At 71.2% G+C, this 11,388-nt stretch carries 9 protein-coding genes; 3 read left to right on the top strand and 6 right to left on the bottom strand.

Annotation, left to right across the window (positions count from 1 at the left end; all coding sequences use genetic code 11):
- Positions 1-36: 36 nt before the first annotated feature.
- The 3 genes from J2Y46_RS06510 to J2Y46_RS06520 form a co-directional block, all read right to left on the bottom strand.
- Positions 37-900 (bottom strand): serine hydrolase domain-containing protein, encoded by an 864-nt coding sequence (locus J2Y46_RS06510; protein WP_310241163.1) that lies wholly within the window; start codon positions 898-900, stop codon positions 37-39.
- A gap of 67 nt (positions 901-967) precedes the next feature.
- Complete coding sequence (gene arr / locus J2Y46_RS06515; RefSeq protein WP_045301636.1) at positions 968-1,378, bottom strand: NAD(+)--rifampin ADP-ribosyltransferase; 411 nt, start codon at positions 1,376-1,378, stop codon at positions 968-970.
- 38 nt (positions 1,379-1,416) lie between these two features.
- Positions 1,417-2,412: an Lrp/AsnC family transcriptional regulator gene (locus J2Y46_RS06520; RefSeq protein ID WP_310241166.1), complete on the bottom strand. Its 996-nt coding sequence runs from the start codon at positions 2,410-2,412 to the stop codon at positions 1,417-1,419.
- Positions 2,413-2,555: 143 nt separating this feature from the next.
- On the opposite strand from J2Y46_RS06520, the gene J2Y46_RS06525 reads away from it, so the two are divergent.
- Genes J2Y46_RS06525 through J2Y46_RS06535 form a run of 3 tightly spaced genes read left to right on the top strand, consistent with a single transcriptional unit; the run spans position 2,556 to position 6,624 of the window.
- Positions 2,556-3,785, top strand: coding sequence for an amidohydrolase (locus J2Y46_RS06525; RefSeq protein WP_310241168.1), 1,230 nt, complete (start codon positions 2,556-2,558; stop codon positions 3,783-3,785).
- Between the two features lie 50 nt (positions 3,786-3,835).
- Positions 3,836-5,233, top strand: a complete 1,398-nt coding sequence (locus J2Y46_RS06530; protein WP_045301236.1) for a DUF3100 domain-containing protein — start codon at positions 3,836-3,838, stop codon at positions 5,231-5,233.
- Positions 5,233-6,624 carry an L-serine ammonia-lyase gene (locus J2Y46_RS06535; protein ID WP_310241170.1) on the top strand — a complete coding sequence of 464 codons (1,392 nt, stop codon included), beginning with the start codon at positions 5,233-5,235 and terminating at the stop codon, positions 6,622-6,624. The genes J2Y46_RS06530 and J2Y46_RS06535 overlap by 1 nt, the downstream gene beginning before the upstream one ends.
- A gap of 21 nt (positions 6,625-6,645) precedes the next feature.
- On the opposite strand, the gene J2Y46_RS06540 is transcribed toward J2Y46_RS06535, so the two are convergent.
- The 3 genes from J2Y46_RS06540 to helR form a co-directional block, all read right to left on the bottom strand.
- On the bottom strand, positions 6,646-8,043 hold the full coding sequence (locus J2Y46_RS06540) for a hypothetical protein (RefSeq protein WP_045301238.1): 1,398 nt from the start codon (positions 8,041-8,043) through the stop codon (positions 6,646-6,648).
- A 60-nt stretch (positions 8,044-8,103) separates the two neighbouring features.
- Complete coding sequence (locus tag J2Y46_RS06545; RefSeq protein WP_310241172.1) at positions 8,104-9,075, bottom strand: hypothetical protein; 972 nt, start codon at positions 9,073-9,075, stop codon at positions 8,104-8,106.
- Positions 9,076-9,137: 62 nt separating this feature from the next.
- Positions 9,138-11,312: an RNA polymerase recycling motor ATPase HelR gene (gene helR / locus J2Y46_RS06550; protein ID WP_310241174.1), complete on the bottom strand. Its 2,175-nt coding sequence runs from the start codon at positions 11,310-11,312 to the stop codon at positions 9,138-9,140.
- Positions 11,313-11,388: the final 76 nt, after the last annotated feature.

An 11,388-nucleotide genomic window follows, 5' to 3' on the forward strand; every position in this document is an offset into this window, starting at 1 on the left:
CCGGTCCGACGCCCGGGCGCCGGTTGCTCCCGGAATTCAGGCTCGAAGGGTCTCGACGGCGAAGGCGGCGATGCGATCCGCGCCGAAGTGGTCGTCTGCGGTGATGGTCACGACCGCGTCGCCCGCGAAGATGAGCAGCTGGCCGTAGGCGCCGTGAAGGCGCCACGCCTCGCCAGGGCCGCGCCAACCCGCGAGCGCGTAGCCGTCGTAACCCGGATTCTCGCCGGAGACCACCCAGTCGGAATGCATCGCGTCGATCCACTCCGGTGACACGAGGTGCCGTCCCTCCCAGTGGCCGCGATCGCGGATGAGTCGCCCGACGCGGGCCAGCTCCTCCGTGCGCAGGGGGAGGCCGCCGCCCGCGACGATGCGACCGTTCGGGCAGCGCTCCCACTCGACGTCCTCGATGCCGAGCGGCGCGAACAGGCGCGGGTCGAGGTAGTCGCCGACATCGCCGACTCGCTCCGCGAGCACGCGCATCGCCGTGTATGTGCTGGCGTTCGAGTACTGGAACACCCTCCCGCGGGAGGGGCGCCTGAGAAACTCCGCGGCGAGGTCGGGCCAGTCGGTCATCATCGTCTCGGACCAGGGCAGATCGATGCCGCTCGTCATCGTCAGCAGATGGCGGAGGGTGACACCGTCGACGCCCTCGCCGAGATCAGCAACGGGGAGGTATGTCGCCACCGGAGCGTCGAGCGAGATCAGCCCCTCGTCTGCGGCGATGCCCGCGGCGAGCACGCAGACGCCCTTCGCGACGGAGTGGATGTCTTCGCGCACATCCGCGGTCCAGCGGTGCTCGGCGACGTCGTCACCGACGAGGACATGCAGGCCATGGGCCCGGAACCCCGAGGCATCCGTCTCGAGCACGATGCGGTCGGAGACGGACTGGGCGCGAGTCACGGCTCCAGTCTGCCTGCCGTCGGGTGGCTCGGGTGTCAGGTGCGCAGCGGTGTGACGATCGGGCTCGTCAGTTGATGATCTCGCCACGCTCGTCGGCCCGGAGTTCGGCGAGCCGCTCCTGCCACTGCGCGAGCGCTTCGGGGGTCTGGCGAGTCCAGTCGGTCACCTCGCCGACGATCCTGAGCGGATCGCGGCTGCGATAGGAGCGCGTGGGATTGCCGGGGAACTTCTTGTCGGTCACGTTCGGGTCGTCCTCGAACGGACCCGTCGGCTCGACAGCGTACACACGGGGCGCGGCGGCTCCGGGGGCGAGCTCGGCGGCGAGGCCCGCGCCGTCGCGCAACGCGGTGAAGTAGATGTGGTTCATCACGACCTCCGGCCGGTAGTTCGATCGGAAACCGGCGCTGAGAAGGTCGCCCTCCCGCAGATCGGCCTTCGTGCCGTGGTAGAACGGCCCTTCGTCGCGCACCTCGCTCACGGCCACAGCCTAGGCGCCCGGCATCCGCGCCCGGCCGATCACGTGGCGACCGGCCCCGCGAACCCCGTCGCGCGCGTGTCGGCGCCCACCGTCTGATTCATGTGCTTCGCGATGCGCAGCACCACGGCGCGGTCGCCGATGCGTGCGCCCCGCAGCGCTGACTCCAGTGCCACCTCGAATCGGTTCACGTCGGCGAGGCGGCGGAGCCACACGGCGAGGATGAGGTTGTACCGACTGGCGGCGGTGAAGGCCAGCCGCACCTCGGGGACGGAGGTGATGGCAGGCCGCGCCGCTTCGAGCAGTTGCGCGGGGGCCTCGACGAAGTACCAGGCGTAGATGGGCCACCCCGACGCCGCACGCGCCATGTCCGTGCGGAAGCGAAGGCTGCCGCGCGCACGCAGCGTGGCCAGCGCGTCGGCGACGCGCTGGGGCGCGAAGCCGTTGCGCTCCGCGATCGTCGCGACCGGCACGCGTCCGTCGGCCCAGACCTCGCGCTCGATCGCCGCGCGCAGGTCGTCGGGTACGCGCTGCGCGGCGCGCGGCCGCGGCGGACGCGGCGGACGCACATGCTGCGCTTCGGCGGGATCGAGCGCGCGCAGGCGCCAGCTGCCGCCGTCGATCAGCGTCTCGTTGGCCAAGTGCGTGCGGACGGACCGCACACCGTCGAGTCGTCCGAGCCGGTGCAGCGCGTAGTCCGACAGCCCTGAGATGTCGGGTGCGAACACCAGCGCCATGAGGTCGCGTGAGCCCGACGTCACGTCGAGCACGTACACGGCGGGGTCTCGCTGGAGCTCCTGGACCACGGCATCCAACCTCGCCCGCTCGCAGTCGATCTCCATCAAGGACAGCTGGCCGTCGGTCGAGTGGCCCGTGACCCAGGCGATGCCCTCTTCCCGCAGGCGCGTCCAGCGACGAGCGAGGGTGCTGGCATCGACGCCGATGACGGGCGCGAGCTCGTTCCAGCTCGCGCGCGGCTCGATCTGCAGCGCGTGCACGAGCCGGCGGTCGATGGTGTCGAGCGAGATCTCCTGCATCCGGACCCTCCCTGGAACCGATCCCCGAATCAAGTGTCCCGCAAGAAGCTCTCGCTTTCCGCAGATATCGCGCATCGTCACGGAGTCGAAACATGCGAACGCGCACGATATCCGCAACGTTCGCAACGACGAGAGGACACCTCGTGAGCCTGACCACCACCGATGCCGTGACCGTCACGGAGTTGAAGGACCGCGCCGCCCTGGGCGTCGACGCCCGTCGCGACGAGCTCATCGGCCTGAGCCACGCCATCCACGAGAATCCCGAGCTCTCGTGGGAGGAGCATGACGCCGCTGCACTGGTTGCGCGCACTCTCCAGGACGCCGGTTTCGAGGTCGAGGTCGGCGCCTACGGCGTCGAGACCGCGATCGAAGCGGTGTACGGCACCGGCGATCTCACGGTCGCGATCTGCGCCGAATACGACGCGCTGCCCGGTATCGGGCACGGCTGTGGGCACAACGTCATCGCGGCGTCAGGGGTGGGCGCCGCGCTCGCGCTGGCACCGCTCGCGGACGACGCCGGCCTGCGGATCAAGCTGCTGGGCACTCCCGCGGAAGAGCACGGTGGCGGCAAAGTCGCCATGCTCCTCGAGGGTGCGTGGGAGGACGTCGACTTCTCGCTCATGGTGCACGGCATGACGGGTCAGGACATCTCGGCGACAAGCTTCCGCTCCACGGCGGTCGACCGTTTCGAGGTGGTGTTCCACGGCCGCACTGCGCACGCCGCCGGCATGCCGGAGCAAGGCCTCAATGCCGGCTCGGCTGCAGCGATCGCCCAGACCTCGATCGCGTTCCTCCGCCAGCATCTGCCGAAGGAGACGAACCTCAACGCGTTCGTCTCGCTCGGCGGCGAGGCGACGAACATCATCCCCGACCGCGCCGTCGTGCAGGTCGAGCTGCGCGCCTACGACATCGACATGTGGCGCGACATGAAGGGGCGCGTGCTCGCGTGCTTCGAGGGCGCCGCGATCGCGACGGGATGCCGCTGGGAATGGGCTCCGACCGAGCACCCGTACGCCCCCATGAAGCACGATCCCGCCCTCGGTCAACTGTGGGACGCCAACCTCCTGGCCCGTGGACGTACGATCGCGCCCGCCCCGCTCGGGGGCGGATCCACCGACATGGGCAACGTGTCGCAGGTCGTTCCGGCCATCCACCCGACCATCGCCTTCCTCGGGCAGTCGGGCCCCGCCCACAATCCCGAGTTCACCGCCGCTGCGGCCACGCCCGCAGCCGACGAGGCCGTCATCGACGCCGCCACGATCCTCGCGTGGACGGTGCTCGACGTCGCCCTGGACGACGCCCTGCGCGCCGACCTGCTCCACCGCACCGCCGAACGCCCCGCCGGGGCGACTCGGATCACGCTCGAGGCCTGACCGATCCCGCTCGCCGGGGCCGCGAAGCCTTCCCACCTGGAGAACCCGAAATGACCGCTCACACCCGCACAGGCGATGTCGCCTCCACCGGAACATCGTCGAGTCCGATCGCGAACGCGGCGTCCGCAGTCGCCGTCGGCTTCCGCAGTCCCCGGCTGTGGATCCTCATCGGACTCATCGTCGCCATCTCAGCCGGCGCACAGGCGATCGGCCCGATCGTCATCCCGCTCGGCATCGCCTCGGTGACGCTGCTGCCGATGATCTGGGGCATCACGGCCGGCGCCATCGTCTCCGGTCAGCGCCTCAAGCCGCTTCCGATCGACCTGCAGCAGGCCGCCACGGTCATCATGGGCGTCGCGGTGCTCTTCCTCTGCGCCCGCCTGTCATTCACGATCGGGCCCAACATCCCGATGCTCCTGCAGGCGGGTCCCGCTCTGCTGCTGCAGGAGGTCGGCCACCTGTTCGGCACCATCGCGCTGGCCCTTCCGCTCGCCGTGCTCCTGCGTATGGGCCCGGCGACCGTCGGCGCGACCTTCTCGATCGACCGCGAGGGCTCGTTCGCGATGGTGAGCGAGCGCTACGGCTCCGACTCGCCGCAGTATCGGGGCGTGCTGTCGATGTATGTCTTCGGCACGATCTTCGGCGCCGTCATCGTGAGCCTCATCGCCTCGCTGGCCGCGTCGCTCGGGATCTTCGACCCGCTCGCGCTCGCGATGGGCGCCGGTGTCGGTTCGGGGTCGATGATGGCGGCCGCCGCGTCGGTGATCGTCTCCGCGCACCCCGACATGCAGGACCAGGTGCTCGCGCTCGCCGCCACGTCGAACCTCATCACGGGTGTGCTCGGTGTGTACATCGGCGTCTGGATCTCGCTGCCGCTGGCCGACCGCTTCTACAAGCTCCTCACGCGCAACAAGGACGCGACCCTTCCCGGCCGGCGCCCGAAGGCCACCGGTGCGATGCCGACCTCGGCGGTGAAGACCGTCGAGGAGACGGTGCTCGAAAAGCCCACCGTCACGGTCCCACTGTGGGTGTCGCTGCTCATCATCGGCTTCGCCGGGCTCGTCGTCGCGGCGATCGCCGCCAAGGGGTTCTCGTGGGACATGGTGATCGCCTACGTCGTGATGGGAGCGCTCGTCGCGGGTGGCATCGCTGTGGCCAAGGTCACCCGCGGCAAGGTTCCCGCGATCATCGTCGTCATGACGATCGGAGCGTTCCTCACGTCGCCGGTCTCGCCGGTCGCCGGCTGGTTCACGACAGTGTCGAACACGATCGACTTCCTGTCCCTGATCACCGTGATGCTCACGATCGCCGGCCTGAGCCTGGGCAAGGACCTTCCGATGCTCAAGAGCATCGGCTGGAAGATCATCCCGGTCGGGACCGTCGCGATCGCGGCATCCTTCCTTCTGTCGGCCGTCGTCGCCGAGTTCGCCCTGGGACTGTGGGGCTGATGACGCGCACCGCCGTCGGGGTCGAGCGCGGGGTGTACACCTCCGCGCTCGACCTCTTCTCGATCGGCATCGGTCCGTCGAGCTCCCATACTGTCGGACCGATGCGGGCGGCCGCCGATTTCCGGACGCGGCTGGCCGATGCCGGCGTCCTGGCCGACGTCGTGCGGTTCGGCTGCCGGCTGCACGGCTCGCTCGCCGCAACCGGGGTCGGACACGGGACGCCGGATGCCGTCATCGCCGGGCTTCGCGGACTCCGGCCCGAGACGGTCGATCCCGAGGCCGTGCACGGAGGGTGGGCGCTGCTGGAGTCGGGGGTGTCCCTCGACATCGCGGGAGTCCCGTTCGTGCTCGACGACCTCGTGTTCGCTTCGCGCGAGCGCCCGCACGGACACCCGAACTCGATGCTGCTGACAGCCGAGCTCACGGCAGGGGGCGGGGTCGTCGAGGAGTCGTACCTGTCGGTCGGCGGCGGGTTCATCCGCAGGCTGGGCGACGAGGGCGACGGCGGCGACGGCGCCGACGCCGGGTCGCGGCCCGAGACGCCCGCCGTCGCCGGCTTCCAGACGATGCGCGAGCTCCTCGACCTCGCCCGCGGACGCACCATCGCCGACATCGCCTGGCAGACCGAGGCGTCCATCCATGGTGCCGCGGCTGCGCGGGCTGGCCTGGACGCGATCTGGGCCGCGATGCGGGCGTGCGTCGAGAACGGTCTACAGGCGGACGGCATCCTGCCGGGAGGGCTCCGGGTGCCTCGGCGCGCCGCCGCCGCCTGGCGGCAGCTCGCCGAGCGGGGAGGACCGCGGGATGCCGCCGAGGCGGTGTCCGTCTACGCCCTCGCGGTCAACGAGGAGAACGCCGCCGGCGGGAGGGTCGTGACCGCGCCCACGAACGGCGCTGCCGGCGTGCTGCCGGCGGTCCTGTATCAGGCCGCCGCTGCGGACGGCTTCGATCCGGACCGCATCCGCACGTTCCTGCTGACGGCGACCGCGATCGGCTCGATCATCAAGGCGAACGCCTCGATCTCGGGCGCCGAGGCGGGCTGTCAGGCCGAGGTGGGGAGCGCGTGCGCGATGGCCGCCGCGGGCCTGACCGCCGTGCGCGGCGGCACGCCCGAACAGATCGAGAACGCCGCCGAGATCGCCATCGAGCACCACCTGGGCCTCACCTGCGACCCCGTGTCGGGCTTGGTGCAGATCCCGTGCATCGAGCGCAACGCGGTGGCCGCATCGACGGCGATGACCGCGAGCCGGCTCGCCCTGCTGGGCGACGGCAGCCACATCGTGGATCTCGACACCGCGATCGAGACCATGCGCCAGACCGGCGCCGACATGTCGTCGCGCTACAAGGAGACCAGCGCCGCCGGCCTCGCCGTCAACGTCGTGGAGTGCTGACCGGTTCCGGGAAGGGGCCCGTCACGGAACCGCCGGCGCCGGAAGCGCGCTCTCGGCGGGAGGGGCGGCGCTCGGCTCCTCCGCCACCGGCGGTGCCGCGGGCTCGTCAGTCGACGCGGGCGGTTCGCCGGCGGGGACGGATGCTGCGCCCTCCGGCTGTGGCGCCGGCTCGGCGCCGACGGGGGCGGGCTCGTCCGCTGCGGGCTCGGCTGCCGCAGGCTGGTCCGCTGCGGGCTCGGTCGCGACGGCCTCGCCCTGGGGCTCGGTCGCTGCGGCTGGGACACGAGCCTCCGCGACGTCGGCTGCCTTGAGGCTCGTGACCTCGGCTGTGGCCTCCGCAGCGGCGAACGGGTCCACCGGCTCATCGAACTCGTCGTCCGGGTCACCGGTGTTGTTCTCGCCCACCTCCGGAGACGTTCCCTTGACGCCGGGCTGCGTGTTCCAGTTCCGCGGCGGGTCGAGGCTCTCGTCGACGGTGAACGTCAGCGGGTTGTCCCACACGACCACCGTCATCCGCGGGTTCTCGGGCCCCTCCGGCTGCGTGGGGTCCTTCAGCTCTGTGAGCGTGTACGCGACGTAGTGGTGAACCGGCCGGAGACCTCCGGGGCACTGCAGGCTGTCGGCGGGGACGCCGGTGAGCGAGAACGTCAGGGCCCGGTAGAGGTCGCACTCGGGCTCGCGGTAGCCCCGGCGCCATGGCGGCGTCACCGGGTTGCCCCCGCCGTTCTCCGCCGCGGGATGCGACGGGTGGTCGAGGCCCTGCGTCCCCCACTGGTTCATCGCGTACTGATAGCTCACTCGCGCCGCGTCGAACTCGGAGCGGCACATCGCGATGCCGGCGGAGAGCAGGACGACGTAGCGCGGCGTCTTCATCTTGAACACCCCGAACGAGGGGTTGTTGGTGAATTCGCTCGGCTCGAGGAAAGAGGCCGCGCCGTCGCAGTCCGCGGCCAGCAGTCTCGCGTACGCGGGGCCGTCCTGGAAGTCGTTGGGACTCGTGTCGGTCTTCGGAAGGCTCCACGAGTAGACGGCAGGCGGGGGCTGGCCGCCGTTGCCGCCGTTCCCGCCATTCCCGCCGGAATCGCCGAGACCGCTCGATCCGCTCGATCCGCCCGACCCGCCTCCCTGCCGATTCCGCGGGGTGGCGCCCCCTCCGGAACCGGGCGGCGGCGTGTCGGTACCCGGCGGCGTCGCCGGGGGCGCAGCATCCGGAATCGAATCCGGTACCTCCGGCACGGCCGGGTCCGTCGGATCCGCGCCGTCCCGGGAGTCGGTGTCACGCTGCGTCGCGGGCGGCTGCTCCTTCTCAGGTGCCACGGGCGAGTATTCGCCGCACCCCGCGAGGCCGAGGGCGACCGCGACCGCGAAGGCGGATCCGATCGCGAGCGATCGCTTCGGAGTGGTTCTTGTCGGAGACATCGCTTCCCTCCTTTTCTGAGGATCTGCAGTGGAGGAGGTCGGTCGGACGGCCGAGATACCTCAGCCCTGCCCCGCGACCTCGGCCTCCGAGCCGCCGCTCGCGCACGGGCCGAAGCCTCCGGCATCCGCGATCCCGTAGACGTCGCGGACGAACGTGAACCGCAGGCCGTCGCCGTCGACGGGGAGCATGACGACCACGCCGTAGTCGAACGTCCACTCGTCGGAGATCAGGAAGTAGTTGCCACCCGTCGACTCGAGCAGGCGGAGTCCGCGATAGCGGTAGCGGAGGTCCTCGCCGGAACCGGCGCACGTGACGTCGACGCCCGGCGACACGATGTCGAGCGGCGCCGCGCTGTCGACCATCACTCCCGGAAGCTTCTCGATCTGGTTCGGGAAGTCGCGGGCGAGCTCGGTGCCCTCGACCGTCGCGTAGTTCATCGCCGACCAGAACAGCCCGATCGCCACGAGGATCGCGATCGCGCCCCGCAGCACCCCCTCGGTCATCGGGGCGAACCGCACCGCGTCGCGGAGTCCACCGCGCAGCATCAGTCCGTAGAGGAGCAGCAGCATCCCGCCCGCACACACAAGAGGCGCTGCGATGTACGTGATCGCGTAGCCGATCAGCCCGAGGACGAGCCCCAGCATGAGCACGCCGACGGCGATGAGCCACATCCACCGCGCGACCCACGTGACGATGCGATCGTCGCTTCCGAACCGGATGCGCCGGCGCCGGAGCCATTGGTCGAGCCCCACCCATGCGAGGCCGGCGATCGCCGCGCAGATCGGGAGCAGCACCACCGGCTGCACCCTCCGGCGGACGTAGTCGTCGACCGTCATCCCGAGGATGGCCTCGTCGATGCCGAGCATCTTCGCCATCTGGTCGCTGCGCACCCAGCCGAAGTACACGAGCAGGGCGGTCAGCACACCGACGTTGGCGACGACGGCGAGGAGCGAGCGCACGAGCGACCCGCGCGTCTCGCGATCCGCGGCCTCGACGGCCCCGGAGGCCTCGTCTTCGACGTCTGTGCTCACACAGGGGAGAGCTGCCGCGAGGCGCCGCAGATACGCGGCGCCTCGCGGCAGCCGGTCGCCGGCTACCCCTCGAGCAACACGAGCCGCTCGGTCGCGCGTGTCATCGCCACGTACCGATCGACCGCGCCCTCGACGCCCTCGCCGAAAAACGAAGGCTCGACGAGCACGACGAGGTCGAACTCGAGGCCCTTCGCGAGCTCGGGGGCGAGCGAACGCACCCGCTCCCGAGGTGTGAACGACGGGTCGCCGATGACGCACGCGACCCCTTCGCCGTGCTCCGCCAGCCACTCCGACAGGATCCGGTCGCGGTCCGCCGGTGCGGCATGACGCACCGGCACGCCGCTCGACCGGATCGAGGTCGGCACGTTGGCGTCGGGGATCGCGGCGCGGATCACCGGCTCGGCCTCGGCCATGACCTCGCTCGGCGTGCGGTAGTTGAGCGTGAGCGAGGCGATCTCCACCGCGGTGAGGCCCGCCCGCTCCAGGCGCTCGAGCCACGACTCGCGGAACCCGTGCCGCGCCTGCGCGCGATCGCCGACCACCGTGAAGCTGCGTGACGGGCACCGGGCCAGCAGCATCCGCCATTGCGCATCGGTGAGCTCCTGTGCCTCGTCGACGATGACGTGCGCGAACGGCCCCGCGAGCAGGTCGGGGTCGACGGCGTCGAGCACGGCTTCGTCGACCAGGCTGTTGCGCAGGTCGTCGCCGTCGAGCCACTGCATCATCTCGTCGCCCGCCTCCTTCAGGCGATCGACCACCTGCGCCATGTACTCGCGCTCCTGCGCGAGCTTCGCCTCGCGCTCACGGCGTCGCCGCGACGCCCCCGGGTCGCCCAGCCGGCGCCGGGCCGCGTCGAGCAGGGGCAGGTCGGAGATGGTCCAGGCCGTGGGGACCGCTCGCTGCAGCGCCTCGATGTCGTCCGGCTCGAGCCACGGCGCGCAACGGCGGAGATACGCGGGCACGCTCCACAGATCCGAGACGAGAACGGATGCCTCGACCAGCGGCCAGGCGCGGCCGAACGTGCGGGTGAGCTGCTCGTTGCGGGCCAGCGCCCGCCGCATCTGGTGCAGCGGCACCTCTTCGCCGTCGACCTGGTCGGTGAGGATGTCGAGGACCGTCTCCCACACCTGATCGCGCGCCTCGTTGTGCGGCAGACCCTTCTCGGCTGACCCGAACGCCTCGGCCCAGTCCTGGGGACCGAGCCACAGCTCGGCCCACGGCGTCTCGACGACGAGGCTCTCGGTGGGAGGCTCCTCGTAGAGCCGCACGGCGGGCTCGATCGCGTCGATCATGCGGGCGTCGGCCTTCAGACGGGCGACCCGGGCGTCGGGCTCCGGACCGGCGCCTCCGCCCTCGGCCACGAGGTCACGCAGGGTGCACGTCTGCACGCTGTCCTCGCCGAGGCTCGGAAGCACGTCTTCGACGTAGGAGAGGTACGCAGGGCTCGGACCGACGAACAGCACGCCGCCGCGCCCCTCGCCGAGGTGGGGGTCGGAGTAGACGAGGTAGGCGGCGCGGTGCAGGGCCACGACGGTCTTGCCCGTTCCCGGGCCGCCGTCGACGACGAGCGCGCCGCGCGAGCCGGCGCGGATGATGGCGTCCTGGTCGGCCTGGATCGTGCCGAGCACATCGCGCATGCGGGGCGAACGGCTCGCTCCGAGGCTCGCGATGAAGGCGGACTGGTCGTCGAGCGCCGCATGGCGGGCGAGCCCTTCGGCGGTGAACACCTCGTCCCAGTAGTCCGTGATGCGGCCGCCCGTCCAGCGGTAGCGACGGCGGCTCACGAGGCCCGAGGGATGCGCGTGCGTGGCGGCGAAGAACGGCTCGGCGGCGGGTGTGCGCCAATCGACGAGGAGGCGTCGGCCCGCGGCATCCGTGAGCCCGAAGCGGCCGATGTAGACGGGCTCGGAGCCGTCGGCGGGGACCATGCGGCCGAGGCACGCGTCGACTCCGAAGCGGAGGAGCGCCCGCAGGCGGGCGGAGACCCGGTGGATCTCGATGTCGCGCTCTACCCCGGCCTGGCCGTGCCCGCCGGGGCGGCGGCGCAGCTCGTCGAGGCGCTCTTCCAGTCCCGAGATCGAGCGCTCGAGGGTGTCGGCGATCGCGGCGAAGTGGTGTTCGTCGCCGCCGATGAGCGCCGGGTCGGACTTGGCGGCGAGGCGCTCGGGAAGGTGGAAGGCGGTGGTGCCGGCGGACCGAGGGGACGTGGGGGAATCGCTGATCGGACGGGTGTTCACGGCATGGGCTCCTGGCGGCTTCGCGACGCGGAATCGGACGGAGTGAGTCGGAAGAGGAGGGCGGGGGAGCGTCGCG

The sequence above is a fragment of the Microbacterium sp. BE35 genome, assembly GCF_031457705.1.
Classification (GTDB): domain Bacteria; phylum Actinomycetota; class Actinomycetes; order Actinomycetales; family Microbacteriaceae; genus Microbacterium; species Microbacterium trichothecenolyticum.

Bases quoted from the DNA above. Each gene is read 5' to 3' on its own strand.
- J2Y46_RS06535 (WP_310241170.1), top strand. From the start codon at position 5,233: ATGACGCGCACCGCCGTCGGGGTCGAGCGCGGGGTGTACACCTCCGCG.
- J2Y46_RS06530 (WP_045301236.1), top strand. From the start codon at position 3,836: ATGACCGCTCACACCCGCACAGGCGATGTCGCCTCCACCGGAACATCG.
- J2Y46_RS06520 (WP_310241166.1), bottom strand. From the start codon at position 2,412: ATGCAGGAGATCTCGCTCGACACCATCGACCGCCGGCTCGTGCACGCG.
- J2Y46_RS06540 (WP_045301238.1), bottom strand. From the start codon at position 8,043: ATGTCTCCGACAAGAACCACTCCGAAGCGATCGCTCGCGATCGGATCC.